This is a genomic window from Aquibacillus saliphilus (assembly GCF_020404745.1).
Classification (GTDB): domain Bacteria; phylum Bacillota; class Bacilli; order Bacillales; family Amphibacillaceae; genus Aquibacillus; species Aquibacillus saliphilus.
Map to the genome: position 1 here is coordinate 1 of NZ_JAIZAP010000024.1, position 16,909 is coordinate 16,909.

At 34.8% G+C, this 16,909-nt stretch carries 17 protein-coding genes; 5 read left to right on the forward strand and 12 right to left on the reverse strand.

The window, feature by feature from the left end:
* Positions 1-159: 159 nt before the first annotated feature.
* The 4 genes from LD272_RS19145 to LD272_RS19160 all read right to left on the reverse strand — a co-directional run bounded on the left by LD272_RS19145 (position 160) and on the right by LD272_RS19160 (position 4,304).
* Positions 160-327 (reverse strand): hypothetical protein, encoded by a 168-nt coding sequence (locus LD272_RS19145; RefSeq protein WP_226038210.1) that lies wholly within the window; start codon positions 325-327, stop codon positions 160-162.
* 124 nt (positions 328-451) lie between these two features.
* Entirely contained in the window at positions 452-1,297 is an 846-nt protein-coding gene (locus LD272_RS19150; protein WP_226038211.1) for a DegV family protein, read from the reverse strand.
* A 131-nt stretch (positions 1,298-1,428) separates the two neighbouring features.
* Positions 1,429-2,427 (reverse strand): DoxX family membrane protein, encoded by a 999-nt coding sequence (locus LD272_RS19155; protein ID WP_226038212.1) that lies wholly within the window; start codon positions 2,425-2,427, stop codon positions 1,429-1,431.
* Between the two features lie 680 nt (positions 2,428-3,107).
* Complete coding sequence (locus LD272_RS19160) at positions 3,108-4,304, reverse strand: alanyl-tRNA editing protein (RefSeq protein WP_226038213.1); 1,197 nt, start codon at positions 4,302-4,304, stop codon at positions 3,108-3,110.
* Between the two features lie 267 nt (positions 4,305-4,571).
* Between LD272_RS19160 and LD272_RS19165 the strand changes: the two genes are divergently transcribed.
* The 3 genes from LD272_RS19165 to LD272_RS19175 are packed head-to-tail and all read left to right on the forward strand — an operon-like array spanning position 4,572 to position 6,221.
* On the forward strand, positions 4,572-5,321 hold the full coding sequence (locus LD272_RS19165; protein WP_226038214.1) for an SDR family NAD(P)-dependent oxidoreductase: 750 nt from the start codon (positions 4,572-4,574) through the stop codon (positions 5,319-5,321).
* A gap of 40 nt (positions 5,322-5,361) precedes the next feature.
* A complete protein-coding gene (locus LD272_RS19170; protein WP_226038215.1) occupies positions 5,362-5,715 on the forward strand; it encodes a hypothetical protein in 354 nt (117 codons plus the stop codon).
* Positions 5,712-6,221 (forward strand): metallophosphoesterase family protein, encoded by a 510-nt coding sequence (locus LD272_RS19175; RefSeq protein ID WP_226038216.1) that lies wholly within the window; start codon positions 5,712-5,714, stop codon positions 6,219-6,221. Before LD272_RS19170 ends, LD272_RS19175 begins: the two co-directional genes overlap by 4 nt.
* A gap of 36 nt (positions 6,222-6,257) precedes the next feature.
* Here the strand turns inward: LD272_RS19175 and LD272_RS19180 are convergent, their stop codons facing one another.
* The 3 genes from LD272_RS19180 to LD272_RS19190 form a co-directional block, all read right to left on the reverse strand.
* Positions 6,258-7,508 carry a hemolysin family protein gene (locus LD272_RS19180; RefSeq protein ID WP_226038217.1) on the reverse strand — a complete coding sequence of 417 codons (1,251 nt, stop codon included), beginning with the start codon at positions 7,506-7,508 and terminating at the stop codon, positions 6,258-6,260.
* A gap of 71 nt (positions 7,509-7,579) precedes the next feature.
* Positions 7,580-8,098 carry a P-loop NTPase family protein gene (locus tag LD272_RS19185; RefSeq protein WP_226038218.1) on the reverse strand — a complete coding sequence of 173 codons (519 nt, stop codon included), beginning with the start codon at positions 8,096-8,098 and terminating at the stop codon, positions 7,580-7,582.
* A gap of 30 nt (positions 8,099-8,128) precedes the next feature.
* Positions 8,129-8,665 (reverse strand): GNAT family N-acetyltransferase, encoded by a 537-nt coding sequence (locus tag LD272_RS19190; RefSeq protein ID WP_226038219.1) that lies wholly within the window; start codon positions 8,663-8,665, stop codon positions 8,129-8,131.
* Positions 8,666-8,776: 111 nt separating this feature from the next.
* Here LD272_RS19190 and LD272_RS19195 point away from each other — a divergent pair, with 111 nt between their 5' ends.
* Positions 8,777-9,772: a TIGR00341 family protein gene (locus LD272_RS19195; protein ID WP_226038220.1), complete on the forward strand. Its 996-nt coding sequence runs from the start codon at positions 8,777-8,779 to the stop codon at positions 9,770-9,772.
* Between the two features lie 259 nt (positions 9,773-10,031).
* On the opposite strand, the gene LD272_RS19200 is transcribed toward LD272_RS19195, so the two are convergent.
* Positions 10,032-11,054 (reverse strand): metal ABC transporter solute-binding protein, Zn/Mn family, encoded by a 1,023-nt coding sequence (locus LD272_RS19200; RefSeq protein ID WP_226038221.1) that lies wholly within the window; start codon positions 11,052-11,054, stop codon positions 10,032-10,034.
* A 335-nt stretch (positions 11,055-11,389) separates the two neighbouring features.
* Between LD272_RS19200 and chrA the strand changes: the two genes are divergently transcribed.
* Positions 11,390-12,574 (forward strand): chromate efflux transporter, encoded by a 1,185-nt coding sequence (chrA, locus tag LD272_RS19205; RefSeq protein WP_226038222.1) that lies wholly within the window; start codon positions 11,390-11,392, stop codon positions 12,572-12,574.
* A 16-nt stretch (positions 12,575-12,590) separates the two neighbouring features.
* Here chrA and LD272_RS19210 read toward each other — a convergent pair whose 3' ends face one another.
* The 4 genes from LD272_RS19210 to LD272_RS19225 all read right to left on the reverse strand — a co-directional run bounded on the left by LD272_RS19210 (position 12,591) and on the right by LD272_RS19225 (position 16,866).
* Complete coding sequence (locus tag LD272_RS19210) at positions 12,591-13,688, reverse strand: GerAB/ArcD/ProY family transporter (RefSeq protein ID WP_226038223.1); 1,098 nt, start codon at positions 13,686-13,688, stop codon at positions 12,591-12,593.
* A gap of 148 nt (positions 13,689-13,836) precedes the next feature.
* Entirely contained in the window at positions 13,837-14,085 is a 249-nt protein-coding gene (locus tag LD272_RS19215; protein ID WP_226038224.1) for a hypothetical protein, read from the reverse strand.
* A gap of 27 nt (positions 14,086-14,112) precedes the next feature.
* The gene (locus tag LD272_RS19220) at positions 14,113-15,309 is read right to left on the reverse strand and encodes a Ger(x)C family spore germination protein (RefSeq protein ID WP_226038225.1); all 1,197 of its coding nucleotides are present in this window, start codon (positions 15,307-15,309) and stop codon (positions 14,113-14,115) included.
* Between the two features lie 24 nt (positions 15,310-15,333).
* Complete coding sequence (locus LD272_RS19225; RefSeq protein ID WP_439647412.1) at positions 15,334-16,866, reverse strand: spore germination protein; 1,533 nt, start codon at positions 16,864-16,866, stop codon at positions 15,334-15,336.
* Positions 16,867-16,909 lie beyond the last annotated feature (43 nt).

Below are 16,909 nucleotides of genomic sequence, written 5' to 3' on the forward strand. Positions count from 1 at the left end.
GCGTTCGTCCTGAGCCAAGATCAAACTCTCCATAAAGTTTATGAGCTTGATTGCTCGTTCAAAAAACTAGCTTAATTTCTTACTTAACATACTGGTTGTTTCGTTCAGTTTTCAAGGATCAAATGGTTGATGTCTTTTTGCGACAACTTAATTAGTATATCAACTTTTTTTGATAAAGTCAACAACTTTTAAAATTGTTTTTTCGTTTTGTTCCGCAAACCAAGTTAACAACTTTTGTCGAAATCTGTCGAACTCGTGAAGCGGATATTCAATATACCACGATAAATAGTTAATTGCAATAGCAAAATCTATATTTAATAATTTCATTATCAAACTCTTTATACCTAGGATTCTTCCTTCCAAGCATAATGTATACCACACTGTTAGTCAGGAAGATAATAAAAAGGAGTGAATCAACTAAGTTGGCCCACTCCTTTTTATCCTTACAATGTCACTTTTCTTTGAGCCAAGCAACACTCATCGTACCATAACCCGTGTGAACACCTGCAACCGGAACTAAAGGTTCAACTCTGATTACAATTTGATCATGTATCTTCTCTAATTCTTCTTTCCATTTAAGAGCTTGATCTTTAACACCTGCATGTATTAAACATAATTCTTTGAGTTGATGGTTCTCAATTGCATCATCTATTATCTGAAATAGTCTTCTTTTTGCTCTTTTTTTAATTCTTATCTTTTCACCAACAACTACTTTCCCGTTATCAAATTTTAACAGTAAGTTAATCTGCATTAGATTGGCAAATACTGATTGAGTTGTACTCACTCTACCACTATTTTTGAGCTGTTCCAAATTCTCAGGTAGTAAATACATCTCAGCAAGATTAGGATATGTGTTTATACTTTCTACGATTTGATCATATGTTTTACCTTCTTCTTGAAGTTCAAGACCATTCCGAATCATTTTGCCTAGAGGATAAGAACCAATTTTAGAATCAATAACTTCTACAGGAAAACCTGTCATTTCAGAAGCACTAATTGAACTCTGATATGTACCAGTTAATTCGCTTGACGCATGAATTGCAATTCCACAATCATACTCTTCCTCTTTTAATTTTTCATATAGACTAATGAAATCACCATAGCTTGGTTGGCTTGTTTTAGCTCCATTGCCATGCTCTTTTAACAACGAATAAAACTCATCTTTTGTTATATCAATATCATCCTTATAAGATTTTCCGTTTACTATTACACTAAGAGGTAACACATGTATTCCGTGTTCCTTAATAAAATCAAGTGGTAGTCCACATGTACTGTCTGTAATCCAAGCGATTTTCATTACTTTTCCCCTTTTAAGTAAATTTAAATTTTACAATTAAATATACTTTAGATATGGTCATTACTATAGATACTTACTAGAATACCGTATATTGCATCATATAAATAGTGACAACTGTCATTAATCGACAATTAAGCGAACCGATAATAGATCAATATGAAAGTTGCTAACACAAAAATAAAGTTAAGAAAAACAAAGACCATTTGATCCAATACTGTTCGATGCATTTTTATTGGTGGGTGATAAAATGAGATTCCTTCTATAACAAAGATGATTAAAACAATATGAATCATTGCATGTCCGATAATTTCGGTGAGCCCAAAAATAGTAGTAGTAAGGATGAAGATGACTGTAACAACCACTGCTAAAATACGATTCAGGATTCCTACAACTAATAAATACCCTACTACAAATTCAATGAATGCAGCTAATACAATAAACACTGCCGGATCAAAACCAAACGTTGGTACCCCATGCGTCTCTATAATATTAATCGTCATATCGGGATAAACCCATTTTTCTACAGCTACCCAACATAAACTTAAACCAGTCCCAAGATATAAAAAAGGGAAACCCCAATTTTCAAATTTTGTATTCCATAACAATAGTACACCAATAATAGCAATATAAAATCCATAGTCCAACATATAAAACCAACCTGTTTCAGTCCATTCATAAGCAAATAAACCTAACATTAATATAGCAGCCGTTTTTGTTGCCATATGATGCGGAATTAATAAACCTAAAATTATTAACCACATCACAATCGCTTCCCATGTATAATCAATTGCGAAGTCGGGTGCAAACATTGTACCTGATAACACCTGGATCATAAAAGCTAACGCGGTACCATACTTTAAGATATACCGAGTATATTTTCTCAAACCTGCAAGGGTAGAATCAAGCTTTTTCGCAAAAGGAACTTCCATTATATGATTCATTATTCGTGATAAAACAGCTAATAATATGGCAATTAATATCGAAATAGAAATAAACATTGGAGATAAAATCTGTTCTATAGATACTTTTTCTGGTTCAACAGTAGCGAACCACTTAACATGAGCAAGTGTTGCAATGGGAGTAGCTAAAGCTAATAAGGTTATCAAAAATGAAAGTACGTGCTTATGCATCATATAATTCTCCTCTAGATAGTAATATTGGGGTACCTATTTAACATCTACATTTTCACTCTAATTATGATAATCGTAGTATGCGAAAAAAATGCAAATTATACAATACATTAACATATTAAAATATAAAAAAACCTCTTTCCTTAAAATAACTCGGAAAGAAGTTTTACTCTTTTTGCACGTATGTCGTTAGCATTATAGATAGGCCCCATTTCTTTTATATACCATGAATTCCACATAGAATATTGCAATTCAAACAATTATTTAGGGCGTCGTTCAATTACTTGCTGTTGAATTTCAAATTCGTTAAACATTACGATACCTCCTGTCTTTTCTGCTATTTATTTCGACGATTATCTACTAGTTGTTGTAACTCGTATTCGTTAATCATTTTTTATCTCTCCTTCGTTTTCTTATTACTTAAATTATAGCTGGCACTCAAAGACTTCTTAACAGTAATCAGATTGAACCTTTGTCAGACTTAGGTCTGATTTATATATCAGACCTCTTCTATTAAAAGGAATACACAGTTTAAAAGTATTCACTTAAAACCTGACGTAAAAAACCTCTTCCATGACAAAGAGGAAGAGGTTTTGTTTATTAGTCAATAGTCAAGTTAAACGAACTTAATATTTCCGAACTTATGCATTTATTTGAACTTAAGATGAAAATACAGTGGTTTATTCCATCGATTCTTTTACTTTTTCCAACAAATTTTCGCTAGTTAAAAGAGGAGTCCCCCCACCTTGTGCAATTTTTTCATTTCCCCCACCTTTTCCATTAATAAATGGCAGAGATTTTTCCAGTAATTCTTTCATATTAATATCAATAGCGTTACCTCTTGCTACAACCAGTTGTACTTTTTTTTGACTACTGCTAATAAGAATAACTACTAAATCTGCAGCTTCAGAAACAATTAATTGAGCAGTCTTTTGTAATTCTTTGATTGATCGATTATTAAAAATTTCTCCAACAACGTTTAGTCCATTAACGATTTCTCTTCTATTAATAATATCTTTTGCTTCATATTCAATTAGTTTGTCCCTGGTTTCTTGAAGTGACTTTTCCACTGACTTTCCATCATCAATCAATTTCCCTATTAACTGAGCGAATTTATCTTCTGGGGCATTCAGCAACTGATTTAACTCTTTGATAACACCCTGTTTTAAAGCCAACTGTTTTCTTACTCGATTACCACAAATAAACTCCAGACGAATTCTGCCTCGGACTCTTTCGTAATCAATTATTTTTATTGCAACTACTTCAGCTGTAGCATTTGGATGTGTTCCACCACAACCGTTGTAATCAAAGTTAGGGATAATGACGAGACGTATATTATCTTCAACAGATAACTCTTTTCTAAGCTGATATTGTTCAAGCTCTTCCATGCTAACCCATCTAGTCTCAATTGGATGGTTCACTAGTATAACGTCATTGGCAAGTTCTTCCGCTTCATTCATTTGTTGCTGGGTAAGCTCTGTTATATCCAAATCAATCGTACAAATCTCTTTTCCTAAATGAAAACTAATAGTCTTGAAGCCGAATAACTCTTCAAAAGCAGCTGATAAGATATGCTGTCCTGCATGCTGTTGCATGTGATCGAATCGTCTTGGCCAATCAATTTGACCGTGAACAGGTCCATTTCCGGTAATTGCTTGATCCAAATAATGCCGAACTTCTCCTTCTATTTCCTCGACACTACCGACGTTAATACCATTAATAAAACCAGTATCACTTGGTTGACCACCACCTGTTGGATAAAATGCCGTTTGATCTAACACAACATACCACTTCTCTTCATTATCTTGTTGTTGTTTAGATATACTTGCAGAGAATTTTTTTAAATATTGATCTTGATAAAATAGTTTTTTAGTCAACTTAAAGCTTCACTCCTCATTTTTTTACACCTAAATACATTGTTTTTACATGGTATTCGTTATTCCACTACAATAATTTCTCCCTAGTATTTTACTATAGGGATATTATATCTTTAATGATATACGACTTCTAAAATCACCTTATTTTTATACCTTTTAAGTTTATCAAAAATGAAATACTTTAAGGAATTTTCAAGTTCGTTCATAATAGAATGAAGGACCTTTTTTAAGTTTAAGTAATCCATTCAGATTGAAGGGAGAAAACTCATGTCATTTCAAGAAAAAGTAGTTATTGTTACTGGAAGTGCTAACGGAATCGGTAAAGCCATTGCTCTTTCCTATGCAGAAGCTGGTGCTAAAGTAGTCGTTGCAGATGTTGATGAACAAGCTGCTGAAAATACCATTGATAAAATACATTCAAAAGACGGACAAGGACTTTTTATTAAAACAGATGTAAGAGAGCCAGAACAAATAGTTCAATTAATGAAACAAACAATTGAAAATTACAATCGTATTGATATTATCGTCAATAATGCTGGTGTTTCACGCTTTAAATCTGTTTACGACCTAAGTGTGGACGATTGGGACGATGTTATTAACATTAATCTTCGTGGCACATTTCTTTGTTCAAGGGAAGCAGCAAAATACATCAAAGAAAATAGCAATGGTGGGTCAATCGTAAATATCGCTTCGACCCGAGCCTTTATGTCCGAGAAAAATTCAGAAGCTTATGCCGCAACAAAAGGTGGTATTTCTGCTTTAACGCATGCATTGTCCATGTCTTTAAGCAGTGACAACATCACAGTAAATGCGATTAGTCCTGGATGGATTGAAACCGGGAATTACCAAAAACTTAGACCTGTTGATCATCAACAGCATCCATCTAAACGGGTAGGAAAACCAGAAGACATTGCTCGCGCTTGTTTGTTCCTGACAGACCCTAACAATGATTTTATTACTGGTGAAAACATTATCATCGATGGCGGCATGTCTAGAAAAATGATCTATGAACATTGATAAACATTGGTAGTAAACCGGACAACAAGGAGATAAGAAATTGAAGTATCTAATCGAAACAGCAATAATGGTTTGTATTACTTTACTCTTAATTGGTGACTATTTCCATGAAACACATGTAGCAAGTTACATTCCGAAATGGCTATTAATTATAGTAATTGTCCTATTATTTACCAAAAGTAAAAATTGGAATAGAAGAGAAAACCCAACTGTTTATAAATGGCAGCTATTTTTCATCTTATATACAATCTTACTTATTGGAGTACTAACTCTTTTAGGCGGAACGTCCAAAGTGGGTATAGCCTTTGATAATCCATTTTTCTGGGGGATAATGGGGATAGCTATATTAGAGATGATCTATTCAGTTAGAAAAAGAAAGGGAGAAGAGGAATGAGAATTGTAGTTATAGCCGATACTCATATGCCCAAGCGAGCCAAACATCTCCCAAAAAGATTAATAGAGGGACTAATAAATGTTGATCTTATCCTTCATGCTGGTGATTGGCAAACAAGAGAGGTACTAGAAGAATTGACAGTTTATGCACCGGTTCAGGGAGTTGCAGGCAATGTTGATGGTGACGACCTACATTCACTGTTCGGAAAGAGGAAAGTCCTTGACTTTGGAAATATATCAATTGGCCTAACCCATGGGGACGGGAAATCAAAAACAACAGAGAAAAGAGCCTTAGACGACTTTGCGTTCGACGATGTTGATATTGTTATTTTCGGCCATTCCCACATACCTGTATTAAAAAAACATGAGGATATCATTTTGTTTAATCCGGGCTCACCGACAGATAAAAGAAGAAGCCCTTCGTATTCTTACGGAATAATAGATATTGGGGAAACAGTTGTTTTGAAGCATGTATTTTTTGAAAATAAGGAAGGCTTAAGTGAATGAAACTCAAGCCTCCTTTCACCCTACCACTCAAAGGGATTAGAATAAAGACTGATTGGCTGTCTTATGCTTTTTGGTTATTTGGACTTTAGTTAATTTATTATCCTCTATTTCTACTATTTTAAAATGTAGATGGTGATACTCTAACTGTTCCCCTTCTTCTGGAATACCCTCAAATTCTTTAAATAAAAATCCCGCCAGAATATCTTCTTCTTCAGGTATTTTCGTTTTAAATACTTCGTTTAATTTACGTATCGCTAGTTTACCATGACAAATAATTTTTGAATCTGTTAATTCTTTAATCAAAATATCCTCTACTTCATCTGTTTCATCTTCAATTTCTAGTCCAATCATCGCTTCAATGATATCTTCATTTGTAAGAATTCCTGTGGTCCCTCCATATTCGTCAATAACAACTGCCAAGTGCTTTTTTTCTTTTAACATCATTTTGAACACTTTCTCTATTGAAGCTGTCTCCGCTACAAAGAGTGGGTCTAAATCAGTAAATTCCTTTAACTTTTTCGTTTGATCTAAAGACCATTTGAGTAAAACTTTAGAATGAAATACTCCAACGATATGATCCATATTCTCTTTATACACTGGATACCTAGTATGGCTATTTGATAAGACAATTTCCCTAGCATGCTCAAAGGAAGACTCTAAGGGTATTCCTTCAATTTCAATTCTTGGTGTCTTTAGTGCGTCGCGAACATCTTTACTATAAAAATCTATAGCTCCTTTTATATGGTGGGTTTCGTCATGTTGAAATGTACCTTCTGACAAAGCAATATCAACCATTGTTTTCAATTCTTCCTTTGATACTGTCGTTTCTTTCGCCCTGCCTCTTGATAGTAACGAAATGACCGAACTGGTGAACTTAGACAAAAGGAATGTTAATGGTGTAAGTGTAATTACCAAAATACGGATGATAGGTGCCACCAAGTAAGCCACTTTATCTGAAAAGGTTGCAGCTATAGATTTAGGTAAAACTTCTGCAAATACTATTAGTAAAACAGTTAAGATTGCAGTCGCAACCCCAACATTAAAACCATGCTCTATCGCAACAATTGTCACAAGTGTTGGGAGCAAAATGTTAGAAATGTTATTACCAATTAGGATAGCAGTAATTAATTCATTAGGTTTTGATATTAATTTCAATAGTTTTTTAGACTGAATATCATCATTTTCTGCTTTCGTATATATCTTCGTACGATTAACAGCCGTTAGAGCAGTTTCACTTCCTGATAAGAAAAAAGACGTAACGATAAAAAAGCCAATTGCAATAAACAAATGAATCCTCCTAGGTGAAATATGTAGTTATAGTATTCGTTGTTTGTAGTTGATTATCAGCAGTAGTGAATCTAAAGAGAGTCCTCAAGATAGGAGTGAATACTTTTCTTATTATTAAGGATAATAACTTGGTTAGATGAGTTTCCTTTTTGAAAATCAGATAACTGATTTTTCATCGTATTTTTTCTTTTGTAATATGTAGTCATAATGAATTTAAGGAACTTCCAATCCATTTTCTCTTCACAGTCTTTTCCCATATCTACTCTAGTTCGTCCGCGGTTTGTTAACCACCGCTTTATCACCCTGAAAAGGCACAAGTAAAGGGGAAGTTCTAGGTAGATGATTGTGTCAGCTTGTTTTTTCCGAATCTCAAAAGTACTACTATAATTCCCCTCAATAATCCATTCTTCTTTTAGCGTTATGTTCTCCTGAGCGCTTTTAAACTCATCAAATGAAGCTTCAATCCAACCTGGATTCCAGTAGTATGCATCAAGATGGTAGACATCTATGTTTAGTGATTTCCCCAGTTTTCTTGCAAATGTTGATTTTCCGACACCTGCTGAAACACCAATCACCATGATCCGCTTCATAGTCCTATTTCTCCCTCTTATTATATGGAATCATCGCTTTAAAAATTCTGATCTTAAAATTCCATAGACATCAACGTCTTGAAACTCTCCCCACTTAATAATATCTTGTCTTAGTGTTCCTTCATATGACATCCCTATCTTTTTCATGACTGAAGCAGACGCTTTGTTTATACTCATCATTGGTACGAAAATCCGGTTAAACTTAAGCTCCTCAAAACCAAACCTCAACATCCTTTCTCCAGCTTCTTGGGCATATCCGTTGTTCCAATAATCTTTTCCAACCCAATAAGCAAGCTCCCCCTTGTTATGTTGTCTATCTAACCGAAGCGTCATTGTACCAATCAGAAGATCTTGCTCCTTAATAACCATTGCCAACGGATAAGCCCTGTTTTCATCAATTAGCTGTACACTATTTCGGATAAAAGCCTCTGCATCTCCCAAAGTATAAGGATGCGGAATTGAAATGGTTGTTTTTGCTATTTCCTTTACTCCTGCTAATTCTTTGGCTCTTTGCGCATCTTTCATTTGGTATGGCCGTAACAATAAGCGATCTGTTTCTAGTCTCAATATACCAACTCCCTTTCAATTTAATAGCCTACCATCTAGGGTAGCGTATAATCACTTCATTTACGAACAATACTACTGATAGCACTTTTCTTTTATTAGGAGAGAAAGAAAATGGAATTACAACTAATTGAAGTATATATAAAAGAAGAAGAACTCAAGCCATTACTATCTAGACTTGAGGATTTCTCTATTATATCAAAGTGGCATTTGAAAGAGTCCGAGCAATATGAACTTATTCGAATCCTAGTAAAAAAGGCGAACTCTGAAAAAATACTGAACTATCTTCAACAGAAGGCAGAACAAAGTGAAGAGTTAAAAGCTTTATTATATACTGTCCAAACATATATCCCACACATCAGTGAAGAAAAAGAAGAATCGAAGGACCTAGATGAAAATGCTGAGTTAATTCGTGCTAGTAGACATGAACTATATACAGTCGTCCACTCATCTAGTCAAATTACCCGAAGTTTTTCATGGTTCCTAGTTTTATCTTCAATTGTTGCAACCGCAGGAATCATAAAAAACAGTCCAGCTATTGTCATTGGTGCTATGGTAATCGCACCACTTATAGGTCCTTATACATCGGCTGCCTTCGCTTCTGTACTAGGTGACTATAAACTTATGCGACAATCCGTACTAACATCATTCTATGGACTTTTTGTACCTTTAGCAATTGCAGCGTTATTCGGGATTTTTTTCAAACTTCCTATACATAGTAATGAATTTCTTGCTAGAACTAACATTGAAATTATTGATATAGCGGTAGCACTAGCTGCCGGGGCTGCCGGTGCAATATCTTTTGTAAAAAGAATGGCAGAGGCTCTAGTTGGTGTGATGGTTTCTGTTGCATTATTGCCACCGACTATTGTACTTGGAATGATGGTTGGTTCTGGAGATTGGTCTGAGGCATTAACACCCTTTTTACTATTGCTAGTGAACATAAGCTCGATTATCTTGTCAGCAATTCTTGTATTTTGGTTTAGCGGTATAAAACCAGTCAATTGGCAAAAAATACAAGTAGCAAATACATCAAGGAGGTTCGCTTTACTGTTCGTTAGTCTTATCATAGCCATCTTATCGATTGTTATATTATTCATTTCATTTTAGATAGTAGAGACTCAGTATTTTAAGACTGGTTCTTTACTCTCTATTTTAACTTAATTTCAAAAAGAAATCTTCTTTTTACTTGAATATATTTATCCCTGATATAATTATTAAACAATTGAGGATATTCTATCTCAAATTGATTGCTAGCACATGCTTCTATTTCAGTAATTCCCTCTTCTAAAGTTTTCGTTTTCAAATAAGGTCTTTTTAAAAGAAAATGACCCCTGTTCAGGTACAGGAGTCATCTTCATCGATTAATCTAGTTTGATGATAATGCTTTTACAAGCACTTCAATATTTCTATTCATTAAACTAAAATAATCCTCCTTATTTTCTATATCTTCTTCAGTTAGAACAGATAAATTGTGAATTTCGAGCGGTTCAACACTAACCTCATTTTGAATAACTTCAGCAACTTTAGGCGCTACATTTTGTTCAAATAAAATGTACTTAATGTTATTTCCCTTTACTTTTTCGATAACCTTTTCTAACTGTTTATGCGAAGGTTCATTCGATGGAGACAACCCCGTTATCGCAATTTGCTCAATACCGTATGCCTTTTCCCAATATCCGTAGGCTGAGTGAGAGACTAAAATTTTATTTTGTTCCTTAGCTTCTACTTTATTATGAAACTCTTCATCTAACTCTAGCAATTTCAATTTTAGTTGCTCAAAATTTTCTTGGAATTCTGTCTGTAAATCAGGATTAGCCGCAACTAACGCCTCTGTGATATTTTCAGCAAGTGTAATAGCACGAATAGGATCTAACCAAACATGGGGATCTACATCACCATGGTTATGGTTGTCTTCTTCATCTTCTTCATGATTTTCCTCTTCAGCATGTTCATGATCATCTTCATCAGTGTGATCAGCTTCTTCATGGGAATCATTTTTTTCGTCTTCATGCACATGATCTAACAGACTAACTCCCTGCGCCGCTTCTACAATTACTGTATCCTCATCCGCAATAGCTCCAATAATTTTATCCGCGTACGCCTCTAACCCTGCTCCGTTATATAAAAATAGATCAGCCGAAGCAATTTCCACTAAAGTCTTTGATGTAGGTTCATACGTATGTGGGTCCCCACCAGCCGGAAGAATAGAAGTAACTTCTACATGTGATCCACCTATTTTATTTACGAAATCCTCAATTGGATAAAGTGTTGTATATATTTTTAATACATCATCATCTGCTTTTGTATCTGATTGCGCTGATTCACTACTACATCCAATAAGCATAAGTATAAGTAGTATAAAAGATAAAACCAATAACTTTTTTCTCATTTTGAACTCTCCCCTTTTCAACATCCAATCCGAATTATATCGTAATGGTTACGTTTTGTAAATAATAATCGTTACGTTTTATAAAAAGATAATAAATTCCCCTCCACTCAAGTCATTCACTATAACAACCGGCAATCTTATCACAGTCAGGAAATGTGAAGTTTACATATGGACAATTGTTAGTATCCAATTTACAAAATCTTTACATTTATTCGCATTGAATTCGAGGGATAACTTCGTGTATACTCAAATAACGAAAACAGGCATTGTTTAGTTAATTTGATTGGAATAACTTTTTTCTAAAGATAAATGAAGAAATAAAGAGGTGTCTTTTATTGAATAAGACAAACAAGTTAGTAACGTTGTGGGAAATCTTATTAATTTCAACACGACTTGGCTTTACCTCTTTTGGAGGGCCAATTGCTCATCTTGGTTACTTTCATGAAGAGTATATTCGTAGAAAGAAGTGGATGGATGAAAAAAGCTATGCTGATTTAGTAGCGCTCTGTCAATTCTTGCCTGGTCCTGCTAGTAGCCAAGTTGGCATGGGAATAGGAATCGTTCGAGGGGGTGCGCTGGGAGGCATTGTTTCTTTTATTGGATTCACGATACCTTCTGTTGTAGCGCTAATAGTATTCGCTGTCCTTTTAAAAAACTATGCTATCGCGAATGCTGGCTTTATCCATGGATTAAAAATTGTCGCTGTAGCTGTAGTCGCACATGCAATAATCGGTATGGCCAAGAAGTTAACTCCTGATTTACAGCGCAAGACGATTGCACTTGTCGCAATTGTTGCTACACTTTTATGGCAGACTGCATACACGCAAATTGCAATTATTTTATTAGCAGCAATTATTGGCTTTATTCTTTTTACAAACAAAACTGATCAGGCTGAAAGTACTATTAACGTACCCATTTCAAAAAAAATCGGAGCTGTTAGTTTACTACTTTTTATCATGTTACTAATTATATTACCTATTTTAAGGGAAATGACTACTGTTAATTGGATTGCAATGTTTGACAGTTTTTATCGATCTGGTTCACTTGTATTTGGTGGTGGACACGTTGTTTTACCTTTACTTGAACGAGAATTTGTTCCCACAGGTTGGTTAACTGAACAAGAATTTCTAGCAGGTTATGGAGCAGCACAAGCAGTTCCAGGACCATTATTCACATTTGCTGCTTATATCGGAACTGTTATTGGAGGGTGGCAAGCTGGATTACTAGCAACGTTTGCTATTTTCTTACCAGCGTTCTTACTTGTTTTTGGTACATTACCTTTTTGGGGAACCTTACGTAAAAATCCTAAAATGAAAGGTGCACTGATGGGGATAAACGCTGCTGTCGTTGGAATTTTAATAGCTGCCTTCTATCAACCTATATGGACGAGTTCAATTTTAGCTCCAATCGACTTTGCTCTAGCAGCTATTCTATTTAGTATGCTCGTCTATTGGAAATTACCGCCTTGGGTAGTAGTTCTATCAGGTGCATTAGGTGGATGGTTAATTACTCTATTATAATCAGTAAAACCTCGCTCTAGGAGCGGGTTTTATTTTCTTTAAGCAAACCTACAACTAAAAGAATAATAGGTAATACAAGTCCAAACGTAGCCGACAGTGGAATCCAAGTACCAGTTATAAATTGGCTAGTGTATACAACATTAGGTGCTAGTACAACGGCAAACACAATAATAAAGTACGCTATTGGAACAGTCACTGTCTTATAACTCTTCAAGTTTAGTATCCGACTCACTCCGACAGATAGAACATAAAAGATAGTCATAATTTTAAAGAAAATGGTAAAAAACCAAATAATGGCAACAATTACCTCCACGCGCTCAACAAAGTCAGCTATACTAATTTTTTTACCTAGTACATAAGTTGGGTACGTGTTTCTTACTGTTAAATCAACTCCTAAAACGAGTAGACACATCAGAGTGATGCTAGTTAGTAAAAATCCCCCTATGGTTACACCTATTATAAATGCTTTTTTAGCTTTTTCTGGTTTATTCACATCTTTCATCAACGACAGTAAAATAATTAATTCAAAAAAAGGGTATCCGATTAAAGGTACAGCTCCAGCCAACATCCCACCAATATTCGTTTGTAGAATTGGCTGAATTTTGGTTACTTCTGCCTCTTTAAATACCATAGCAATTAATAAGAAAATTGCTATAGCTACATATGGGAAAAACACCTCCGATGTTCTACTAATAACTTCTATCCCCATCCTAACCCCTATTAAGCAAGTTATTAGAATAAGTAGAATCATCACCTCAAGTGGCGTTTCAACCAATATATGTGTAATTATAAAGTCACCCATCGCTCTAAGGTTTCCAATCACTACATAAAAAACATATAGAACAAACAAGAACGAAATGAACTTTCCTAGCCACTTTCCAAGCAACTTTTCCAGCAGTTGAAATATATCTTTATTTCGATCTAATTTAAAAATTTGGATATACATCAACACAACTAGGATTCCAATCATCGAAGCTATTAAGACTGATATCCAGCTGTTTTCCCGACCATAGCTTGCAACAATTGCAGGTCCCATAATAATCGCAGATCCAAGTGTATTCATAATTACCAAGATAGTAAACTGCCTGCCATTTATCTTCACTTCTGAATTCAAATTAATTTGCCCCCACTGTAAGAAACCCTATACCATATATGTTAGTTAATGTTCAAAAAGTCCTAGCATGAGAGCTTTCGAGGCAAAAAACGAAAGTCAATCCGCTAAGTGAATGATCACTTCCTAATGAATTTTTGAACATATATTATTACTTTGACTTATAGGTGTCTAAAATAGTTACTATTGGATCTGTTATCGGTTGATATACTATTTCGAATCCCTTTGAAAGATTTGGTATATAATACCCTAGCACTAGAGCAACGGATAAAGTAGCAGCTACTGTAGTCCCCACAACAAATACCCATTTATCTTTTTTTGAATCGAGTTTTTTTATTTTTTTATATTCAAACCTACCTATTAAACCTGTAACAAGTAAAATAGCAGTAACGTTTAACATGGCTTGATTCTTCCTTTTTATTTAGTTTTATTTCATGTTACCAAGTAAGGTTTCTGTAATTGTTCCTGTTCCTCTTATATTAAACTTAACCTTGACTTCAATATCTAGATCTGCAAACTCTTTATCCCAATTGTCTTTAAGTTGTTTCCATTGTTTGGGCTCCTGTCGACTAAGAACTTGCCCAAAACCGAAAACATCACTATTTAACTCTTTAGCTTTGCCTATGCTTTCCTTAATAATCTCTTCAATCTTTTTCTTTAATTTGCCTTCAATCTCTTTAATTTTTGACTGGTCATAGACATCGATAGCACATTCAACATCAGCAATATTTGCCTCAATAGTTGTTTCTATAGTGATTTTAGGCAGATTACTATCGATAGATCCCTTAAGCTTTGTTTCATTTTTTGTTACTTCAACCGAAATAGTTCCTTCCTCTTCCTTGCCGCACTCTACCCACCCAATAGTATTTCGAACATTATCGGTAATATAGTTGAATCCCTTGCTTTCATTTTCATTAAACCAACCAACTAATTTATCATCTTTAAATACACCGATTTCGTCAATGTTAACAATTGTATGTGAATCTACTACTTCAACATTTTCTATTTGTGCGCCAACTTCGGGACTACCAACCGCACTTAACCCAGTTAGAACAGCTTCTTTGCCTGGGACCGTCAAAGAGCTCACTAATTCATCTAACTCTACGATCTTTGCTGGCGCCCAATTATCTTGTGCCGTTTGAAGACTAGAATATATTTTGTTTGCGGGAATTTTTTCGATTGGCGTTAATATTTTCAACGCCTTCTCCGCTTCCATATTTTTAGTAATCATTAAAGAAAATTCCAATCGCATTTCGTGATCTCTAGAAATAAAATCCAATGACTGCGAAATTCCACCTTCTGAAAACTCTTGTCCTAAAAGTATGATACGGAGATGTGATAAATACAATTTTCGTGGTGTTGTTACTGTCAAACGCCTTAACGCTTCAAAAACAGTCTTGCCCGTCATGGAGTACGTCGTAACAGATGTTCTTGTTGTTAAATCCTTTCCTGCAATCTCTCCAGGATCCATTACTTGTACAGTTAATTTATACCCATCTTCATGTTTATCAATTCCTAAAGCAGTAACAACAGCTAAATCTGATAGCTCTCTAGAACTCCAACACCCAGTTAAGAGGAAGATTGTCATAAATAAAAGTAAAGCTTTTGAACCGTTTTTTTTCATATTATGCTAACCTCTTTTTTTACATTACTTTGGTGGCGGTTTCGGTTGTTCAGTAGCTTCTCGTTTAACATCTATCTGACTAATTAATCTCGGCCTGTTCTCCTTTATCCACACAGGCAAACGAATGAGCGCATCATCTTGGTCAGATGGTATAAATGGTGCCATTGGTGACAAATAAGGTATTCCAAATGAGCGTAAACTAGATAAATGTAATCCCATGATAATGAGTCCTAATATTATTCCAACTAAACCAAAGGTAGCCGCTAAAATCATAAATCCAAATCGTAAAATTCTTACTGAAATTGCCATGTTATAAGTTGGTGAAACAAAGCTGCTTATTGCAGTTAGTGAAACAACAATAACCATAGTTGCAGAGACAATACCCGCTTCAACAGCCGCTTGACCAAGTACTAATGCACCTACTATCGATATCGCAGATCCAACTGCACGAGGTAGTCTAATCCCGGCTTCACGTAATATTTCAAACGTGATTTCCATGATTAACGCTTCGATAAATGCTGGAAATGGCACTCCTTCCCGCTGAGCTGCTAAGCTAGTTAAAAGCGTTGTAGGTATCATTTCTTGATGGAATGTTGTTAATGCAATAAATGCTGATGGTGTTAACAACGCTAAGAAAAAGCAAAAAAAACGCAATATACGCAACAAGCTTCCTATATCACTACGTTGATAGTAATCCTCACTTGATTGAAAAAAATCAATAAACAGTGCAGGAGCAAGTAAAACAAATGGGCTTCCATCGACAATTATAGCTACTCTACCTTCCAATATCCCTGCAGAGACTGCATCCGGGCGTTCTGTATTAAAAATCGTCGGAAATGGAGTGTATATTTCATCCTGTATTAATTCCTCTATGTAGCCACTATCTAGAATTGCGTCAATCTCAATTTTTTTTAATCGTTCCTTTATTTCTAAAACAATGTCTTCATTTACTACGCCATTTATGTATGCGATCGCTACATCTGTTTTAGATTTCTTGCCTATTTTTTGAGTTTCAATCCAAAGATTTTGGTCTTTAATTCGCCGTCTTATTAGTGCGGTGTTTGTCCTTAAAGTTTCTGAAAATGCATCCTTAGGGCCTCTTACTACCTGCTGTGAACTCGGCTCTTGAACACCTCTGTCTTCCCAACCTCTTGACCCAACTGCAAATCCTTTTGAAACTCCATTGAGAAGTACAATCGTATCGCCCGAAAGTAAATGCTGATACAAAGCTTGGAAAGTATCAATTTCTGTTAATTCTACACTTGTAAGGCTTGAATTTTTAATGAAATTATACATATCTTGATTACTACTAATTTTTTCATCAGATTCAGCTTTTCTACCATCAATCATAAGATTTTCTAAAACATAGTTATGAACAAGATCCTTGTCAATTAATCCATCCGTGTAAAAAAGACAAGCTTCTATAGGATTTTTACCTATCTTAAATTCTCTAATTACAATATCAAAACTATTCCCCAACACCTTGGACACTTCGGAAATATTCTTTTTTATTTCCTTATTCAATGGCATATTGTCATCATCAGATACATTATCCATTACTATTTTTTTACTTTTCAAAGCTTTAAAAACTTGAGATAGC